This window comes from Sorangium sp. So ce426 (genome assembly GCF_051475585.1).
GTDB classification, from domain to species: domain Bacteria; phylum Myxococcota_A; class Polyangia; order Polyangiales; family Polyangiaceae; genus Sorangium; species Sorangium cellulosum_B.
In genome coordinates, this window is the sequence record NZ_CP150341.1 from 8,046,065 (window position 1) to 8,063,631 (window position 17,567).

Genomic DNA, 17,567 nt, shown 5'->3' on the forward strand with positions numbered 1-17,567 from the left:
GCCACTTCTCAGAACGGTGAGACGGTGAAGCCGATGCCTGCCGTCCACGGCTGCAGGCCCACGCCCTGGCTGCTGCTCTCGGCGCCGTCGACGACTCCGCGCTTGTCCCAGCCGAGCGGCAGCGACACGCCCCCCAGGATCGCCAGCCAGGCGTTCGACCACTCCACGGCGAGCGTGCCGGTGACGGCCCACAGCTGCACCTCCTGGTCAAGCCCACGGTCACGATCCGCACCGAAGAAATGCGACAGCGACAGGCCGACCGACGGCACCAGCGGCCCCCAGAAATAGCCCGAGTAGCCGTAGATCGCGGCCGCCGGTGCGCGGTAGTTGCCCAGCTCGTTTTCCCCGCCGCGGTAGCCGAACGAGCCGCCGAGCACGATCAGCCCCCACGTCTTGTCGATCGTATGGTCGAGCGTCAGGCTGCCGCTCACCTTGCCAAGGCCAAGCTGCTTTTCCTGCGTGAGATAGTCGTTCTTGTACTGGGCGTCGTGCACGCCGGTCGGGACGCCGACCAGCAACGTCAGGCTGGTGGAGTTGATCTCGCCGAAGCGCCGCGTGACGAACCCCGCGACGTCACCCACGCCGGAGTTCGAGACGTCCACGGGCAGGCCGTAGTAGTCGCGGTAGTACTTGTAGAGCAGCGGAACCACGAGCCCCACGTTCCATTTCTCGTTCAAATTGCGCGAGACTTGAGGACTCAAGCTGAGGTTGTAGCCGTCGTCCAGGTGCGTGTACGTGCCGAGCGTCTGCAGCTCGAATAGCCCCCCGGTCACGCTGTGGCCGATCCACTTGATTCCGCCCCCCGCGCCCGTGGAGCTACCGGCTCCGCAGCCGCCGATCGTCTCCCAGCTCGAGAGCAGGCCTTCCAGCCGTGAAACTCGTAAAGACAGCGCTGGTCCGAGCTCGGCGAGCGCGTCGCCTCGCTCGCCGAGGGTCGCCTCCAGGCGGGCCACTCGCACATCGTTTTGCCGAGCCGCGCGCTCGGCCGCAATGAACGGAAAGCTGGCGACCACGGCCAAACCACATGTTACCAGCCAGGCGCCCGGGGCACGTAGTCGTATGAAGTTCAAGCGAGTTTCTCCCAGGCGCAAGGTCAAGCCGGGTCGACCTGGAGGCACCAGTAGCGAACGCTCCCGCGATCCGTAGCGGCATATTCGTCCACGAGTGCACCTTTCCAGATGGCCTTCAGATCGGCCTTCAATTTAAGCTTGTGAACGTCGCCCTGGTTGAAGCTACGCAGCTTTCCGCCGACCTGCTCCTTCATCTTGTCCTTGATCTTGGAGCGCGGCACGAGCGGCTTGTAGTGCGCGACAAGGATGAACTGCTTGTCGAGCGCCCCGCCCTCGACCTGGTAGCGCATCACGTAGGCGTAATCGTACAGGTCATCGGGGGGCATCTTGGAGGGAATCTCAACGAGCTTTGCCGTCAATTCCAGAGGTTCACCCGCGTCCGCCCGGGCGCTCCGCTCGACACCGGCTATCGCGAGCAGCAGCGCGCTCATCAACACTTGGTGACCAAAGTGGCGTCGGGTTGAATGAATCATCTTCGCAGAATAGGGCGAGAAAGGTCGATCTTGCAACAAGGCACGCACCGATTCTCGAAATCAAGCAACCCACGCCGGAGATCGCTGCAGGCTGTCGGCATCTTTCCACCGTGAGGCCACCGTGGGGGCAGCACTATCGCTGGTAATTCACGGCGAAGTGCGCGAGAGCCGCCATGGTGACCGAGCCAAGCCGCATCTCCCGCTTCCTCTCCGCGCTCGGCGAGCTGACCGACGTTCCTGGTCGCTCACCCGACCGGGAACCGCCGTACTGGAAGAGCACAGTTCTGCGCCACAAGGCGCTCGGCGATGCCGCGGTGCGCATCGCGATAACATCCCGGGCGGATCAACCCGATCGGCAGCTCGTTCACCAAGGCGCTACCCGACCTCTCCGGTCGATTCCGGATCATCCAGATGGATCGCCAGAAGGACGTCATGATCGCCGAGCTGATCATCAAAGGAGATCTACCGGTACGACATGAGCCCTGGCGGCAGGCGGCTCGAGCTCGTCTCCGCCGGCACCTTCGGCGCGCCCGCGCGGCAATGGGTGTCGGGATACCCGCTCCAGTACAATCTCCTCCTGTTCTCCGGGGGGATGATGACGGTCGAGACGCGCTGCCGCGAGGAGGTGAACGGCGCGTGGCGGCACGACGCCAGGTGGCTGCAGGGGACGAGCAGAGACCCGTTGCCTCGGTATCAGATCCAGCTGGCGTGACGCGCCGCCCGCTGCCCGGCGCGCGCGGCCGCCTCAGATCACCCGGTCCGCGAGCGGCTCCCCCCGCTCGAACCGCCGCAGGTTCGCGAGGAAATGCTCCACCAGCGCCATCGGCTCCTCGCGCCGCCCGCCGGCCGAGTGCGGCGTGATGACGCAGCCCGGAGCGCGCCAGAGCGGGTGGTCGGGCGGCAGCGGCTCGGGATCCGTCACGTCGAGGTACGCGCCCGCGATCCGGCGCGCCTCGAGCGCCTCGATCAGCGCGGCCTGGTCCACCGTGACGCCCCGGCCGACGTTGAAGAACCACGCGTCCGGCCGCATCCGCGCGAGCAGCGCGGCCGAGACCAGCCGCCGCGTGCCCTCGGCCTCGGGCAGGCTCGAGACAACGTGATCCGCCCAGGCGAAGGCGTCGCCCAGCTCCTCCCTCGCGACCACGCGGAAAGGCTCGTCGCCGCGGGGGCGGGCGCGCAGGACGCAGAGCTCCACCTGGAACGGGGCGAGGAGCTCGGCGAGGCGGCGGCCGATCGCGCCGAAGCCGAGGAGGAGCACCCGCCGGCCGCGCAGGAGCGCGCTCCGCGACCGCACGTGCGCGTCGGGCCAGCCGCGCGGGCCGAGCTGGTTCTCGAGGCACTCGGGCAGCCGCCGCGAGGCCGAGAGCAGGAACGCGAGCGCGTGCTCCGCGCAGGGATCGGCGTAGACGCCGCTGCTCGTCGTCAGCGCGGCGCCGCGGGCGGCGAGCGCGGCGCGCATCGCCGGCACGTCGTAGCGAGCATACCCCGCGGTGCTGAGGTGCACCCAGCGGAGCCGCGGGGCCGCGCGCACGTCGTCCGGGTGCGGCTGGCCAAAGACGACCTCGGCGCCCAGGACGAGCGGATCCGGCCCGACGACGGCGAGGTTCTTCGCGGAGCGCGCCGCTGCCAGCTCGAGCGCGTGCGGCGCGACGCCCCCCGAGAGCGAGCGCGCCGCCTCCGGCGGCAGAACAACGGTGCTCGCGATGATCAGCCGATCCAAAGGCGCCTCCTCCTCACCCGTGCACGGCGCGCCCGAACTCCCGCATCCACGCCTCCTCGTCCGCGGTGAGCGGCCCCCTCGCGAGCGCGTCGAGGTTCTCCTCCACCTCGGCCCGGCTCTTCGGCCCCGTCAGCGCGAGATCCACGTGCGGGCTGGAGAGCTGGAATCGATAGCAGTCGCCGGCCGTCATCGCCGGGCGATCCCAGCCCTTCGGCCGCTTCAGCAGCCGGCGCCACGCCGTCGCCGTGTAGGCGAGGATGCTCGGCTTCGCGTCGCGCACGTGCGGGAAGATGTCACGCTCCGCGCCGGGATGCGCGGCGTTGTAGCGGATCATGAGCAGGTCGAGCGGCGACGACCCGGCCAGGCCGCCTGCCCGCGGGCGGTCGTGGATGCTCACCCCGAGCGCCCGCACCTTGCCGCTCTCGCGCAGGTGCACGAGCTCTCGCTCGGTCGCGCTCGTCCAGGCAGACCCGACGCCGAGCCAGCCGAGCAGATAGACATCGAGGTGGTCGGTCCCGAGCTCCCGGAGCAGCTTCTCCGCGCCCCGGCGCACGCCCCAGCCGAACCAGCCGAGCTGCGCGAAGCCGACAACCGCCACGCTGTCGCGGCGCCCCTTCAGCGCCTCGCGCAGCGGGTTGCCGAGCCCGCCCGAGCGCATCGTCCAGAGGAAGAGATTGACCCCCCGGTCCATCGCCGCGCGCACCCCGCCCTCGTCGATGCCGTAGTTCGCCGCGAGCCCGAGCCGGAAGACGCGCTTGCCGCCAAAGGCGGTCGGCGCGCGGTGGAGCCAGTCGTCCATGGGGCGGATCTTACCTCACCTCCGTCGATGTCACCGGCCCCCGCGCGCCGCACATTCGCCGCCCACGGCCGCCCCGACCTGTGCCAGACTCCCCGGCCACCGATGGGCCAGGACACCTCTCCCCGGTGCGCCGGCTGCAGCGCTCCGCTCCCGGAGAACGCCCGCTTCTGCCCCTCGTGCGGCCAGCTCGTCGCCGCGCCGGATCCCAGCGCCGCCCTCGCCGCGACGGCGTTCCCCGCGACGCAGCTCGGCGCCGTCGGGCTGCCGGAAGCCTCCCTGCCGCTGCCGCCGGTCCGGCTCTTGCCAGGGACGGAGATCAGCGTCTATCGCATCGAATCGACGCTCGGCGAGGGCGGCATGGGCGTCGTCTACCGCGCCTACGACCGGGCGCGCGAGCGCGTCGTGGCCGTCAAATGCCTGCACTCGAACCTCTGCGGCAACCCGGAGATCCGGCGGCGGTTCGCGCGGGAAGCGCGGGTGCTCCGGTCCTGGAGCCACGAGAACGTGGTCGCCGTCTACGATTTCGTCGAGCGCGATCACCTGCTCGCGATCGTCATGGAGTACGTCGACGGGTCGACGCTGGTGCGGCACCTCGAGCGGTGGCGCGGGCGCATCCCCTTCCAGGAGATCCGCGCGCTGTTCGGCGGCGTCCTCGACGCGATGGACGAGGGGCACCGCATGGGCATCATCCACCGCGATCTCAAGCCCGACAACATCCTCGTCACGACCGGGAAAGACGGCCTCTCCCCCAAGATCGTCGACTTCGGCATCGCCAAGATCCTGGAGGGGACGACGTACACGCTGAGCGGCGCGTTCCTCGGGACGTGCTGTTACATGTCGCCAGAGCAGGTGAAGAGCCCCCACGCCGCGGATCGGCGCTCGGACATCTACTCTCTCGGCGTGACGCTCTACAAGCTGACGACAGGGCAGGTGCCGTTCGACAGCCCCAACCACTTCGCCGTGATGATGGCCCACGTCGCCGACGCCCCGGCGCCCCCCTCGTCGCTGCGCCCCGACCTCCCGCCGGCCCTCGACCAGCTCGTGCTCGACGCGCTGTCGAAGGACCCGGCGGGGAGGCCGGCGTCGTGCGCGGAGTTCCGGGCGCGGCTCGACGAGGCGCTCTCGGAGTTCTCGCCCGCCCCGTCGCGGCCCTCGTCCGACGGGCGCGAGCTCGCGCCGACGGTCCGCGAGAAGACCGGCGAGCAGATGATCCTGGTCCCCGGCGGGCCGTTCCTGAGCGGGCAGCAGCGCAGGAAGGTCCATGTCGACGCGTTCTACATGGATCGCACGCCGGTCACGAACCGCCAGTTCAAGGCGTTCCTCGACGTGACCGGGTACCGCCCCGACGACGACGACGCGAGCCGGCTCCTCGCCCATTTCAGGCGTGGCGAGATCCCCGCGGGCCTCGAGGACCACCCCGTGGTGTACGTGTCGTGGGACGACGCGCGGGCCTACGCCAACTGGGCCGGCAAGCGCCTGCCGACCGAGGCCGAGTGGGAGAAGGCCGCGCGCGGCACCGACGGCCGCAAATACCCGTGGGGGCGCGCCGAGCCCGGGCCCGCGCGCGCGAACTACGACAACCGCGAGGGCGGGACGGTGCCCGTCGGCTCGCTGCCGGGGGGCGCCTCTCCTTATGGCATCCTCGACCTCGCCGGCAACGTGTGGGAGTGGTGCGAGGACTACGACGATCCGCACTTCTATGCGGACGGCCCCTCCCACAACCCGCGCAACACGCGGCCCTCGGATCGGCCGCTGCTCGTGATGCGCGGCGGCTCGTGGATGTACGGCGCGCAGTCGCTCCGCACCTGGGCGCGCACGAGCTTCGAGGCGCACTACCGCTTCGCCGGCGGCGGCTTCCGCTGCGTGCGAACGGCCTCGTCGAGCTGAGGCGCGGGCGCGGCGGCTGCTCGGCGCGCGGCCGCTCGGCTCACGCGCGCGGCGCACGAGCGCCTGGTCAACCGGCGGCGGCGCGGATAGAACGCCGGGCGCAGATGCAGACGAACAGGGCCAGGACGAGCGGCGGCGTCCGCGTGCGGCTGACCGGCGTCCGGCGCGTCTTCCCGGTGCTGGACGACGCGGGCCGCGCGCCGCGGGACGGCGCCCCCGGCGTCGTCGCGATCGACGGCATCGATCTCGACATCGCGCCTGGCGCGTTCGTCGCGCTGCTCGGGCCCTCCGGGTGCGGCAAATCCACCCTGCTGCGGCTCGTCGCCGGGCTGGACCGCGCCGACGCCGGCGCGGCCGTCGTGGAGGCCGAGGAGGCGCCGGGCGGCGCAGGCGGCGCGCGCGCCCCCCTCGCGTACGTCTTCCAGGACGCCCACCTCCTGCCCTGGCGGAGCGTCCTCGAGAACGCCGCCCTGCCGCTCGAGCTCGCCGGCGCGCCGCTCGACGAGCGCCGCGCGGCGGCGCGGGCGGCGCTCCTCCAGGTCGGCCTCGCCGACGCGGGCGCGCGGTACCCGGCCGAGCTCTCCGGCGGCATGCGCATGCGCGTATCGCTCGCCCGCGCGCTGGTCACGCGCCCGCGGCTGCTGCTGCTCGACGAGCCGTTCGCCGCGCTCGACGAGCTCACGAGGAGCCGGCTCGACGACGAGCTCCGCGCGCTCTGGGCCGAGCTCGGCATGACGGTGCTCTTCGTGACCCACTCGATCACCGAGGCCGCCTACCTCGCCGAGCGCGCCGTCGTCCTGTCCCCGCGGCCGGCGCGCGTCGTCGCCGACCGCACGCTCTCGCTGCCGGACAGGCGGACGGCCGCGCTGCGCACCGAGCCCGCGTTCGCCCGCGAGGTGCGCGCGCTGCAGGAGGCGCTGGAGAGCGGCGGGGCGTGAGGCGCGGACCGACGAGCCCGGCATTCCCACTGCTTCACGGGTCGAGGTGGACGAGGATGCGGCAGCTCGGCGCGCCGGAGGTCCCTGCCGCTCCCGTTTGCCGCCGCGCACTTTACGGCGGCGCGCCGCGCGACTCCTGACGTGCGCTACAGTCCCTCCTGCCCACCATGGCCAACGCGATCCGCATTCGCACCCAGGTCACCTCCGATATCCTCCACATCCCGGAGCTCTCGGCGCTCGCGGGCAAGAACGTCGAGGTGATCATCCTCGAGGAGGAGTCGGCCCCGCGCAGCCTCACGCCGCCGGCGCGCAAGCTCGGGGCGCTCCGAGGCCTGTTCGACGTCCCTGACGATTTCGACGCTCCCCTGCCCGAGGACATGCTTCACGCCTTCGAGGGAGATGGAGAGACGTGAAGCTGCTCCTCGACACCCATGTGTGGCTCTGGGCTGCGCTCACGCCGGAGCGCATCGCCACGACGGCCCGGCAGGCCATCGAGGATCCTCACAACACCCTCCTGATCTCCGCCGCAAGCGCCTGAGAGATCGCGGTCAAGCATGCGATCGGCAAGCTCCCGCTCCCCGAAAAGCCGGAGCTCCTCGTCCCGCGGGTCATCGCCGCGCTCGAAGGGATCGAGCTCCCCGTGACCTCCCGTCACGCGATCTCGTCCGCGGCCTTGCCGTACCATCACCGAGATCCCTTCGATCGCCTCCTCGTGGCACAGGCGCTTTGCGAAGGGGCAGCGCTCGTCACCGTGGACGAGCTGCTCACTCGCTACGGCGCCACGGTGCTCTGGGCCGGATCGTGACAGGGCAGCGACGCCGGCGCCGCCACGTCGAACCGTCGTTCCCGCGCGCCCGCTGAGCCCGGCCCCTCCCCGGCACGGCCGTCCCCACGACCCCCGGGGCGGTCCGCGCGCCCATTCCACCGCGCTGCTGCCCCCTGCCGCGAAGCGCCGTCCATCGTGGCCATCGTGGGCAGAGCTCCCACTCGCCGCACGATCCCGCGCGCGAACGCGCTTCCATGCCGACAGCGCGCTCGTACAATCGCCTCATGCCCACGTGCCCCCGGCGGTTGCTTCCCCGCGCCCTTCCTTGGTTTTTGCTCGCTGCAGCGGCCTGCGGCGGTGATCCGGATGTCGTCCTGCCACCCGGCGATGGCGGCGGGGGCAACGGCGGCACGAGCAGCAGCTCGGGCGATGGCGGCGGGTTCGTCGGGTCGATGGCCGCCTCGGGCGGCGCGGGCGGCGAGAGCGGCTGTGAGGGCGTGAGCTGCCGGGAGGACCAGCACTGCGAGGAGGAGGACGGACAGGGCACCTGCGTCGACAACACGTGCGACGACCTCAGCTGCGACGCGACCGAGGTGTGCGAGACGCCCCCGGACGCAGGCGCGCGCTGCGTCGATATCGCCTGCCAGAGCGACCTCGAGTGCGCCTTCAACCAGTACTGCAACGGCACCATCTGCGTCGTCGATGCCTGCACGGCCGGCGCGCGGACGTGCGACGGCGACAGCCTCCAGCTGTGCGTGTCGAACGGCAGCACCACGAGCGAGCTCTTCACGTGCGGCGGATCGGCCTACTTCGAGAGCAAGTGCACCGACGACGGCGCCGGGAACGCCAGCTGCCCCTGCGAGGACGACTGGGACTGCCCCACCTACGCCTCCTGCGAGGTCGGCTCCTGCTCCGGCACGGGCGCCGCGCCCACGTGCCTCTTGCCGCCGGAGCCGTTCGCGGGCGCCCTGCCGCAGAACGAGATCCAGTGGGGAGGGGAGAACCGCGCCAGCTCCGACGCCGCCAACAGCCCGTTCAAGACCTCGGCGCAGACCGTCATGACGCCGCTCGTCGCCAACCTCGACGACGACAACGGCGACGGGCTCATCAACGAGCTCGACTTCCCCGAGATCATCTTCACGACGTTCTGCGGCTCGAATTTCGGCAAGCAGGGCGTCCTCCGGGCGATCCACGGCGGCGGGCCCCGCAAGGGAGAGAACTACTTCGCGGTGCTCGGCGCGCAGGTCTGGCACGAAGGCGAGCCCATCGACGCGCCCTACGCCTGCGCCGACGCGACGCTGATGCCGACCGCCGGGCTGGCCGTCGGCGATCTCGACGGCGACGGCGTCCCCGAGATCGTCGCGATCACCGCCGTCGTGACGGGGTCTGGGGCCACGGAGGTGACGAAGACAGGGCTCCAGATCTTCAGCAACACGGGCGAGACCAGGGTCCTCATGAACGAGATCTGGACGGGCTACAACGAGCCGTCGCCCGCGCTCGCCAACATCGACGGACAGGGGCTCCCGGAGATCGTGGTCGGGCCGAACGTGTTCACGCTCGACGTCAACAAGGACACCCGCGAGCTCTCGATCGTCGACCACTTCAAGGGCGACAAGGCCCAGGGCATGCAGGGGTCACCGGGGAACGCGAGCAACCGGCTCGGGCCCATCGCGTGCGTCGCGAACCTCAACGACGACCCCCGGCTGGAGATCGTCGCGGGCAGCACCGCCTATGGGCTGCCCCGCCCGCCGCCCGGCGTGACGAGCAGGGCCGGGTGCGCGCCGCCGTACACCGACAAAGAGGCGACGGCGTACTGCGAGGGGAAGCTCATCGAGGTCTGGGACGGGCAGACCGTCAACGGCACGGCCGGGATCCCGTCCGAACAGCGCGACGGCCTCTGCGCCGTGGCCGACGTCCTCGGAGAGGACCAGGACGCCGCGCCCGGGCCGAACAACCCGCTCGATCAGCGCCCGGAGGTGATCCTGTTCAACAACGGGCACTTCTTCGTGCTCAACGGGCAGAACGGCACCATCCAGCGCCACGAGGAGATGAAGGCCTCGGGCACCACCTTCGACGGCGGCGCCCCGAACGTGGACGACTTCGACGGCGACGGCTTCCCCGAGGTCGGCACGGCGTTCGGCCTCCGCTACATGATGTTCGATCTCCAGGCGCCGACGGCCGAGTGCCCGGCGTGGCCCAACGCGCTCACCGACGGGGTCACCGGATTGCAGGGCAACCCGGAGCGGACCCCGAACGGGAAGCCGTGCACCACGGACGAGGAATGCGGCGCCCCGGGCGCTGCGACGTGCAACCAGCAGCGGGGCACCTGCGTCTGCTACCACAACGGCTGGCAGCGCTTGACCGAGGACGACTCGAGCCGCACCACCGGGTCGAGCGTGTTCGACTTCAACGGCGACGGCGCCGCCGAGGTCATCTACAACGACGAGTGCTACTTCCGCATCTACGACGGCGTCACGGCCGACGTCCTGTTCAAGGTGCCCTCGCCGAGCCGCACCCGGTCCGAGTACCCGATCGTCGCGGACGTCGACAACGACGGCAACGCGGAGATCGTGTTCGGCACCTCGAACGAATCGACCTATTGCTCGCAAGGCACCGACTACAACAACGGCCTCGAGGTCTGGGGCGCGCAGAACGACCTCTGGGTCTCGGCGCGCCGCATCTGGAACCAGCACAGCTACCACGTGACGAACGTGCTCGAGAGCGGCGGCATCCCCCTGAAGGAGCCCGAGAGCTGGAAGCCGTACGGCGGCCGCGTCTACAACACGTACCGCTCGAACCCGCGGTCGTACGGCATCGCGCCGGATCTCGCGCTGAGCGGCATCCAGGTCTCGTCCCCGGACGCGACCTGCGGCGAGCTCACCGACGAGGTCGCCATCACCGTGCGCGTCGAGAACCTCGGCGATCTCCGCGTGGGCCCCGGCGTCGCCATCAACTTCTACGGCGAGTGGGACACGCCGGAGGTCGATGAGCCGCTCTACGGTGAGGACCTCGCCCCGCTGAAGTTCGTCCTCCAGAGCAGCATCGAGCCGCACAGCTCGCTGCTCCTGACGGTGAGCTACAGCGCCGCGCACAACGCGCAGGGGACGCTGCCCGCCCGCGTGCGCGCGGTCGTGGACGAGGACGCCGTCGAGCGCGAGTGCCACGAGGACAACAACGCGTTCACCGCGCCCCTCGACGCCGGCAGCGCGCGCCCGGATCTCGAGATCGAGGTCGGCCGGGTGAACACAACGAAGTGCGCCGTGAAGCAGGTCGACGTCCCGACGACCGTCACCAACGCCGGCTCCGCGCCGGCCAGCGACGTGCGGATCCAGTACTACGCGGGCGATCCCGGCCAGGGCGGGACGGCGCTCCACGAGGAGGTCATCCCGGGGCCGATCGCGCCCGGGGCGAGCGTGAACCTCACCGCCACCATCGAGAAGTTCCCGTCGAACCTGTCGATCCTGATCTACGCCGTCGTCGATCCGGACGGGGCGATCGACGAGTGCAACGACGGGAACAACAAGGACGCGGCCTCGGACAAGATCCTGTGCCCGGAGATCAACTGACGCGCCGGCGTCCGGCCGGCGGGCCTCCCCGCCAGCCGGACGCGCGCCACGCCGGCGCCGCGCGCCGCGCTGGCGCGCGCTGGCGCACGATCATCGGCTCCCGCCCGGGGCGCGGTGCTATGCCTGTGCGCCCCGCCGTCCCGCCGCGCCGCTGACGGCGCGCCGCCCCGGCGCGCTGCACCCCGCGCCCCGCGCGCGGCGACCCAAGCCCCCACAGCGTCATGCTCGGAACCTCGAACCTCGCGAAATCATTCGGTGATCGGACCCTCTTCGAGGGCGTCTCGCTCAAGCTGAACGGCGGATCCCGCTACGGCCTGGTGGGCGCGAACGGCTCGGGGAAGACCACCTTCCTGAAGATCGTGGCGGGCGACGAGCCCGCGAGCGACGGGAGCGTCAGCATCCCGAAGGACGCCCGCGTGGGTGTGCTCCGGCAGGACCGGTTCCTCAGCGACGACCAGATCATCCTGGATCTCGCGATGATGGGCGATCGCGTCGTGTGGGAGGCGCTCGTCGAGTCGCGCCGCCTCGCGGAGGGCGGCGGTGACGCCGGCCGGGTGGCGGACCTGGAGGATCGCATCCGCGCCCACGACGGCTACACGCTGGAGGCGCGCGCGAGCGCCGTCCTCGAGGGGCTCGGCATCCCCGTGGAGGCGCACCGGAGGCCGCTCTCCACGCTCTCGGGCGGCTTCAAGCTGCGCGTGCTGCTCGCGCAGGTGCTCCTCGGCGGCGCGGACGTGCTGCTGCTCGACGAGCCCACGAACCACCTCGACATCCTCTCCATCCGGTGGCTCGAGAGGTTCCTGGCCGGCTACAAGGGCTGCGCGGTCGTCATCTCCCACGACCAGCGCTTCCTCGACAACGTCGCCACGCACATCCTCGACGTCGACTACGAGACCATCACGCTCTACACGGGCAACTACGCCGCCTTCGTCGTCGAGAAGCGGGCGATCCGCGAGCGCAAGCAGGCCGAGATCGCCCGCGCCGAGAAGATCATCGCGGACAAGCGCGCGTTCGTGGAGCGGTTCGGCGCGAAGGCGACCAAGGCGCGCCAGGCGCAGAGCCGGCTCAAGCAGATCGAGAAGATCGAGGTCGAGGAGCTCGCCGACACGTCGCGCCGCTCGCCGCTGTTCCGGTTCGCGATCCAGAGGCCGAGCGGGCGCGACGTGCTCGAGGCAAAGGGGATCTCGAAGTCGTACGGCGCGAAGCAGGTGCTGCGCGACGTGTCGCTATCGGTGCGACGGGGCGAGCGGGTCGCGGTGATCGGGCCGAACGGGCTCGGCAAATCGACGCTGCTCAAGATCCTCGTGGGCCGGCTCGCGGCCGACGCCGGCGGCGCTTCGTGGGGGCACGAGGCCCGCGTCGGCTACTTCGCCCAGGATCACCGCGAGCTGCTCGTCGACGGGTCGATGACGCCGCTCTCCTTCCTGTGGGCGGCGTGCCCCGACGAGTCGCCGAGCTACGTCCGCGGCCAGCTCGGCAGGGCGCTGTTCTCGGGCGACGACGTCGAGAAGAGCGTCGGCTCGCTCTCCGGCGGCGAGGCGGCGCGGCTCATCTTCTGCCGGATCATCGTCGAGCGGCCCAACGTGCTCGTGCTCGACGAGCCGACCAACCACCTCGATCTCGAGGCGATCGAGGGGCTCGTCGAGGGGCTCAAGGCGTTCGAGGGGACGGTGCTCTTCGTCTCCCACGATCGCTACTTCGTCTCCGAGCTGGCGACGCGCATCCTCGAGGTGACGCCGAGCGGGCCGCGCGATTTCCCCGGCACCTACGAGGAGTACCTGGCCGGCTGCGGCGACGATCACCTCGACGCCGACACGGTGGTGCTGAAGGCGAAGCGCGAGCACCAGAAGGCGGCCACGCCTGCGGAGGCGGGCGGCTCCTGGGAGGAGCAGAAGCGGCGTCGCAACCGGCAGAAGGAGCTGCCCGCGCGGCGCGACAAGGTGCTCGCGTCCATCGAGGCGGCCGAGGCGCGGAAGAAGGCGATCCACGACCTCTACTGCAGCGACGGCTTCTTCGAGCGCACCGGACAGGCCGAGATCGCGGCGCTCCAGGCCGAGGACGAGGCGCTCGGCCCGCGCATCGACGCGCTCATGGCCGAGTGGGAGCAGATCGAGCAGGAGATCGCGGAGCTCGGGGCGGTTCAGGCGCAGTAGTGAGGTCCTGCCGGGCTGCCCGGCCCCGGGAGAGGGGGTCCGCCGCGCGGCGCGGGGGCCCCGCCGAACTCGCCTGAGACGACGCCCCTCCGGCTTCGCCGGAGGGGCGTCGTCTCAGGCTCAAACATCGGCCCATCCCCCGCGCCGTGCGGCGGACCCCCTCTCCCGGGGCCTACGTGTTCGCGGAGCCGGGAGGCGGCAACTCACCCTCATCGCACCGCGAGCGGCGGCTCAGTGGCCTCGCGTCTTGCGGCTGGCCATGTCGATGCCGACGGCCAGGATGAGGATGATGCCCTTGATGATCGGCTGCCAGAAGCTCTCCGTGTTCATCAGGCTCATGCCGTTGTCGAGCGAGGCCATGACGAGCGCGCCGAGCAGCGCGCCCCAGATGGTGCCCTGCCCGCCGAGGAGCGACGTGCCGCCGATGACGGCGGCCGCGATGGCGTCAAGCTCCATCATCCGGCCGGCGTCCGAGGTCGCAGAGCCGACGCGCGCGGTGAGCACAACGCCCGCGATGCCCGCCATCACGCCCATCAGCGTGAACACGGCGATGAGGTGACGATCGATGCTGATGCCGGAGTAGAAGGCCGCCTCGCGGTTGCCGCCGATCGCGTAGAGGTGCCGCCCGAACGTCGTGTGCTTCGCGAGAACCGTGAACACGGTCGCGAGCACGAGCACGACAAGCACGGGGAACGGGACACCCTCGTAGGAGTTCATCAGGGCGGCGAACGCGAGGGAGAACACGGCGAGCCCGATCCACGGGTAGCGCGCCGTGCCGGTCGCGCGCACCGCCTTGTACAGCAGCCCGACGCAGAGGATGCCAGCGCCCGCCCAGCCGAGGGTGTGCGGCACGTACGCCTGGCCCACGAACAGGTAAGGACGCGCCGGCGAGATGGACACACCGCCTGTCAAGCCGAGGATGCAGCCCTGGAAGATGAGCATCCCGCCGAGCGTGACGATGAACGGGGGAATCCGCAGCCGCGCCACGAGGGTGCCCTGCACGAAGCCAAGGACGGCCCCGAGCAGGAGCGGCAGGATGAAGGCGGCCGGCAGCGGCCAGCCGAGGCTCACGTAGATCATCGCCGACGAGGCGCCGAGCAGACCGGCGAGCGCGCCCACCGAGAGATCGATCTGCCCCGCGACGATGACCATCACCATGCCGATGGCCAGGATCGACGTCACCGACATCTGCCGCGCGAGGAGCGTCAGGTTGCGCGGCGTCACGAACGTCCCATCGGTCGTGATGGAGAAGGCAATCCAGATCGCGATGAGCGAGCCCACCATCGAGAGGGCGCGCCAGGGGATACGCACGCGAAGCTTGGCCTCGCTCATTCCGTCACCTTCCTCGTTGCAGCAGCCATCACGCGCTCCGCTGTCGCGTCCTTCCGGTCGAGGCAGGCCGTCGGCCTGCCCTGGTTGAGGACCAGCACACGGTGGCTCATGCCGAGCAGCTCCGGCAGATCGGAGGACACGAGCACCACGGCGAGCCCATCCGAAGCGAGCTTGTGGATGAGCTGGTAGATCTCCGCCTTCGCCCCGACGTCGATTCCCCGGGTCGGCTCGTCGAGCAGCAGCACCCGCGGCCCCGTCATCAGCCATTTGCCGATCACGATCTTCTGCTGGTTGCCGCCCGAGAGCTGGTTCGCGAGCGCGAGCGGCCCGGACGCCTTGGTCCTGAGCGCCTTCATCTGCTCGACTGCCGTGACCTCGCGATCGGCGTGATCGAGGAAGAGCCCCTTCACGAACCGCCGCAGGGTCGCGAGCGTGATGTTGTCGAGGAGCGTCGCCTCGAGCACGAGGCCGTAGCGCTTGCGATCCTCGCTCACGAGCGCGATGCCCGCGTCGATCGCCTGCGCGGGCGCCGTGTACGGCGGCGTCGCGGGCCCGCCTCGGACCGAGATCGCGCCGGTGACGCGGCTCGTCGCGGCGCCGAAGATCGTCGAGAGGAGCGCGGTGCGGCCGGCGCCCATGAGCCCGCCGACGCCCAGCACCTCGCCGGCGCGCACCTCGAAGCTCACGTCGCGCAGCACGAACCGCCCGGGGTGCCCGGCGTCCTCGACCGACCAGCCCTGGACCGACATCGCGACGGGGCCCTCCGGCGGCGGGGGGCAGGGGTAGAGGTTCGTCACCTCGCGGCCGACCATGTACGAGATGACGCTGTCGGGCGAGAGCGCGGTCCGCGGCTGGGTCGTGATCGACTTCCCGTCACGGAGGACCGTGATGCGGTCGGCGATCTCGAAGACCTCCTCGAGCCGGTGGCTGATGTAGATGCAGGAGACGCCGCGGGCGCGCAGATCGCCGAGCAGGCCGAGCAACGTCCTCACGCCGGACTCGGTGAGCGCCGCCGTGGGCTCGTCGAGGACGAGGATCTTCGCGTCCTTGAGCAGCGCCTTCGCGATCTCGACCATCTGCTGCTGGCCGATGCCCAGGTCCTTGATCGGGCGCTCGGGATCGATGTCGAGCCCGACGCGCGCGAGCGCCTCCCGCGCCAGGGCCCGCACCGCGTCCCAGTCGATGAGCCCCCCGCGGAGGGGCTCCCGCCCGAGCACGAGGTTCTCGGCGACGGTGAGATCGGGCACGAGCGCGAGCTCCTGCGCGATCAGCGCGATGCGGTGCTCCTCGGCGCTGCGCATGCTGCTGAACTGCACGACGCCGCCGTTCAAGCGGATCTCGCCGCCGTAGGTGCCTGCGGGGTAGTAGCCGCACAGGATCTTGATGAGGGTGCTCTTACCCGCGCCGTTCTCGCCGCAGAGGGCGTGAATCTCGCCTTCCTGGAGGTCGAACGAGACGCCATCGAGGGCTTTCACCCCGGGGAACTGCTTCGTGATCGATGCGAGCTCGAGGAGAGGCATTGTCCTGGGCGCAAGGGGCGTCAGCGCGCGGCCACGTTCGCCTGGGAGGGGCCTGCGATGCAAGCACTTTGTTGGAAGCGCGCAGAAGAGGATCCAGGCGCGCAGGTCGCCGCGTGTCGCGTGTCGCGCATCACGCATGTGCCCTGGGAAGCGCCGGGGGCGAAGAGGAGTGGTGGAGAGCCCCCTGCGCGGGGGCTCCCGGAGCGGCCCGGGTGAGGGCCCTCAGTTGTAGAAGCCGAGGTCGTCGATGTAGAGGTCGAACTTGGGCGCGATGCCGACCTGGAACTGGATCGCGTAGAGCTTCGTCGCGTCGATCTGGTCGGTGCCCGCCGGATCACCCCAGCCGCCCTGCTTCAGGTCCGCGAAGGGAATCGTGAACTGCTGCCACTCCTCGGTGAGGGCGAGCGACTTTTGCCACTTGTCGCACTGGTCCGAGCAGGAGCCGCCGGCCGGATCCGTGCCCGGGTCCGAGAGCATGACGCTCGCGCTCGTGGCAGAGCCCGCGCCGATCTTGGCCCAGAACGTGATTCCCGTGTACGCCGAGGCGTCATAGGCGGTCTTGACGCCCTCGGGGCTGTTCAGCTCGAAGCCGAAGCCAGCGCCCCACGTCTCGAAGCCCTCTCCCCACGAGCGCGCCGCGTACATGCTCTGCGCGCGCGCCGGCGCGAGCGCCGCCATCGTGAAAGGCTCTTCCCCGGTCCCCTCCGGATCGGGCGGCGGGGTCTGCGTGGCCCCCTCCGACCCGTCATTGAAGGTGTACCAGTAACCGACCCGCCCGCCCTTGGCGAGGATGGCGTTGTCGTTGTCCTCCATGTCATCGATCATCTCGATCGTCTGGGGGCCCGCGCCCGAGCCCGTCGACGCCGAGGTGCTCGCGGCCGTCGAGGTCGTGGCGGGATCGATGGTCCCCGTGCTCGCCGTCGTGGTCGACGGGTCCACGGTGCCCGAAGAGGAGGTGGTGCTGCCGGCGCTGCCGGAGCCGCCCGCGCCTCCGCTCCCGCTCCCGCTCCCGCCACCATCGTCGCCGCTGGCGCACGCCGCGACAGCCAGTCCACAGACCGCCAAGCTAAAAGCACGCAAGAAAATTCTAGTCTTCATACGTTCACATCTCCGTATCTACGTTATTCTAATCAGCGCTCGCTCTGGGCCGGACGTCGATTGAATCAAGGAGCGTCCTGGCGCGGCGAGTATCGCCTGGAAGCTCAGGCCCTGCAACCTTCTTCTTTCCTCGCTGCAATCCATCTTTGTCATCGCTCGCCCTCGCTCGCCGTCGTTCGCCCTGGAGGCGAGGCTCGCGCGAATGTCCTTGTTGGGGCCGCTCGCAACGGCGGTGGCATGTTCGG

The 17,567-nt window shown here is 70.5% G+C and carries 16 protein-coding genes; 9 read left to right on the forward strand and 7 right to left on the reverse strand.

What is annotated here, in order from left to right:
• Positions 1 to 8: 8 nt before the first annotated feature.
• Entirely contained in the window at positions 9 to 1,013 is a 1,005-nt protein-coding gene (locus WMF44_RS29730) for a hypothetical protein (protein WP_437293429.1), read from the reverse strand.
• Positions 1,014 to 1,093: 80 nt separating this feature from the next.
• Complete coding sequence (locus WMF44_RS29735; RefSeq protein ID WP_437293430.1) at positions 1,094 to 1,501, reverse strand: hypothetical protein; 408 nt, start codon at positions 1,499 to 1,501, stop codon at positions 1,094 to 1,096.
• 517 nt (positions 1,502 to 2,018) lie between these two features.
• Between WMF44_RS29735 and WMF44_RS29740 the strand changes: the two genes are divergently transcribed.
• Positions 2,019 to 2,255, forward strand: a complete 237-nt coding sequence (locus WMF44_RS29740) for a hypothetical protein (protein WP_437293431.1) — start codon at positions 2,019 to 2,021, stop codon at positions 2,253 to 2,255.
• A gap of 33 nt (positions 2,256 to 2,288) precedes the next feature.
• On the opposite strand, the gene WMF44_RS29745 is transcribed toward WMF44_RS29740, so the two are convergent.
• Complete coding sequence (locus WMF44_RS29745) at positions 2,289 to 3,263, reverse strand: D-2-hydroxyacid dehydrogenase (RefSeq protein WP_437293432.1); 975 nt, start codon at positions 3,261 to 3,263, stop codon at positions 2,289 to 2,291.
• Between the two features lie 13 nt (positions 3,264 to 3,276).
• Positions 3,277 to 4,062: an aldo/keto reductase gene (locus tag WMF44_RS29750; protein WP_437293433.1), complete on the reverse strand. Its 786-nt coding sequence runs from the start codon at positions 4,060 to 4,062 to the stop codon at positions 3,277 to 3,279.
• A 102-nt stretch (positions 4,063 to 4,164) separates the two neighbouring features.
• Here WMF44_RS29750 and WMF44_RS29755 point away from each other — a divergent pair, with 102 nt between their 5' ends.
• From WMF44_RS29755 to WMF44_RS29785, 7 genes are all read left to right on the forward strand, one after another.
• Positions 4,165 to 5,949 carry an SUMF1/EgtB/PvdO family nonheme iron enzyme gene (locus tag WMF44_RS29755; protein WP_437293434.1) on the forward strand — a complete coding sequence of 595 codons (1,785 nt, stop codon included), beginning with the start codon at positions 4,165 to 4,167 and terminating at the stop codon, positions 5,947 to 5,949.
• Between the two features lie 104 nt (positions 5,950 to 6,053).
• Positions 6,054 to 6,887 (forward strand): ABC transporter ATP-binding protein, encoded by an 834-nt coding sequence (locus tag WMF44_RS29760; protein ID WP_437293435.1) that lies wholly within the window; start codon positions 6,054 to 6,056, stop codon positions 6,885 to 6,887.
• A 167-nt stretch (positions 6,888 to 7,054) separates the two neighbouring features.
• Complete coding sequence (locus WMF44_RS29765; protein ID WP_437293436.1) at positions 7,055 to 7,300, forward strand: type II toxin-antitoxin system prevent-host-death family antitoxin; 246 nt, start codon at positions 7,055 to 7,057, stop codon at positions 7,298 to 7,300.
• Positions 7,297 to 7,425, forward strand: a complete 129-nt coding sequence (locus tag WMF44_RS29770; protein ID WP_437293437.1) for a type II toxin-antitoxin system VapC family toxin — start codon at positions 7,297 to 7,299, stop codon at positions 7,423 to 7,425. The genes WMF44_RS29765 and WMF44_RS29770 overlap by 4 nt, the downstream gene beginning before the upstream one ends.
• A 72-nt stretch (positions 7,426 to 7,497) precedes the next feature.
• Positions 7,498 to 7,692 (forward strand): type II toxin-antitoxin system VapC family toxin, encoded by a 195-nt coding sequence (locus WMF44_RS29775; RefSeq protein WP_437301630.1) that lies wholly within the window; start codon positions 7,498 to 7,500, stop codon positions 7,690 to 7,692.
• A gap of 245 nt (positions 7,693 to 7,937) precedes the next feature.
• Positions 7,938 to 11,219 carry a CARDB domain-containing protein gene (locus tag WMF44_RS29780; RefSeq protein ID WP_437293438.1) on the forward strand — a complete coding sequence of 1,094 codons (3,282 nt, stop codon included), beginning with the start codon at positions 7,938 to 7,940 and terminating at the stop codon, positions 11,217 to 11,219.
• Positions 11,220 to 11,440: 221 nt separating this feature from the next.
• Positions 11,441 to 13,372 carry an ABC-F family ATP-binding cassette domain-containing protein gene (locus WMF44_RS29785; RefSeq protein WP_437293439.1) on the forward strand — a complete coding sequence of 644 codons (1,932 nt, stop codon included), beginning with the start codon at positions 11,441 to 11,443 and terminating at the stop codon, positions 13,370 to 13,372.
• A gap of 231 nt (positions 13,373 to 13,603) precedes the next feature.
• Here WMF44_RS29785 and WMF44_RS29790 read toward each other — a convergent pair whose 3' ends face one another.
• From WMF44_RS29790 to WMF44_RS29800, 3 genes are all read right to left on the reverse strand, one after another.
• Positions 13,604 to 14,704: a sugar ABC transporter permease gene (locus WMF44_RS29790; RefSeq protein WP_437293440.1), complete on the reverse strand. Its 1,101-nt coding sequence runs from the start codon at positions 14,702 to 14,704 to the stop codon at positions 13,604 to 13,606.
• The gene (locus tag WMF44_RS29795; protein ID WP_437293441.1) at positions 14,701 to 16,224 is read right to left on the reverse strand and encodes a sugar ABC transporter ATP-binding protein; all 1,524 of its coding nucleotides are present in this window, start codon (positions 16,222 to 16,224) and stop codon (positions 14,701 to 14,703) included. The genes WMF44_RS29790 and WMF44_RS29795 overlap by 4 nt, the downstream gene beginning before the upstream one ends.
• Positions 16,225 to 16,446: 222 nt before the next feature.
• Positions 16,447 to 17,049 carry a hypothetical protein gene (locus WMF44_RS29800; RefSeq protein WP_437293442.1) on the reverse strand — a complete coding sequence of 201 codons (603 nt, stop codon included), beginning with the start codon at positions 17,047 to 17,049 and terminating at the stop codon, positions 16,447 to 16,449.
• Here WMF44_RS29800 and WMF44_RS29805 point away from each other — a divergent pair.
• Positions 17,036 to 17,386: a hypothetical protein gene (locus tag WMF44_RS29805; RefSeq protein ID WP_437293443.1), complete on the forward strand. Its 351-nt coding sequence runs from the start codon at positions 17,036 to 17,038 to the stop codon at positions 17,384 to 17,386. The two genes, WMF44_RS29800 and WMF44_RS29805, sit on opposite strands and share 14 nt — an antisense overlap.
• Positions 17,387 to 17,567: the final 181 nt, after the last annotated feature.

Bases quoted from the DNA above. Each gene is read 5' to 3' on its own strand.
- WMF44_RS29780 (WP_437293438.1), top strand. From the start codon at position 7,938: ATGCCCACGTGCCCCCGGCGGTTGCTTCCCCGCGCCCTTCCTTGGTTT.
- WMF44_RS29740 (WP_437293431.1), top strand. From the start codon at position 2,019: ATGAGCCCTGGCGGCAGGCGGCTCGAGCTCGTCTCCGCCGGCACCTTC.
- WMF44_RS29760 (WP_437293435.1), top strand. From the start codon at position 6,054: ATGCAGACGAACAGGGCCAGGACGAGCGGCGGCGTCCGCGTGCGGCTG.
- WMF44_RS29735 (WP_437293430.1), bottom strand. From the start codon at position 1,501: ATGAGCGCGCTGCTGCTCGCGATAGCCGGTGTCGAGCGGAGCGCCCGG.
- WMF44_RS29805 (WP_437293443.1), top strand. From the start codon at position 17,036: ATGTCATCGATCATCTCGATCGTCTGGGGGCCCGCGCCCGAGCCCGTC.
- WMF44_RS29795 (WP_437293441.1), bottom strand. From the start codon at position 16,224: ATGCCTCTCCTCGAGCTCGCATCGATCACGAAGCAGTTCCCCGGGGTG.
- WMF44_RS29765 (WP_437293436.1), top strand. From the start codon at position 7,055: ATGGCCAACGCGATCCGCATTCGCACCCAGGTCACCTCCGATATCCTC.
- WMF44_RS29785 (WP_437293439.1), top strand. From the start codon at position 11,441: ATGCTCGGAACCTCGAACCTCGCGAAATCATTCGGTGATCGGACCCTC.
- WMF44_RS29800 (WP_437293442.1), bottom strand. From the start codon at position 17,049: ATGATCGATGACATGGAGGACAACGACAACGCCATCCTCGCCAAGGGC.
- WMF44_RS29755 (WP_437293434.1), top strand. From the start codon at position 4,165: ATGGGCCAGGACACCTCTCCCCGGTGCGCCGGCTGCAGCGCTCCGCTC.
- WMF44_RS29790 (WP_437293440.1), bottom strand. From the start codon at position 14,704: ATGAGCGAGGCCAAGCTTCGCGTGCGTATCCCCTGGCGCGCCCTCTCG.
- WMF44_RS29750 (WP_437293433.1), bottom strand. From the start codon at position 4,062: ATGGACGACTGGCTCCACCGCGCGCCGACCGCCTTTGGCGGCAAGCGC.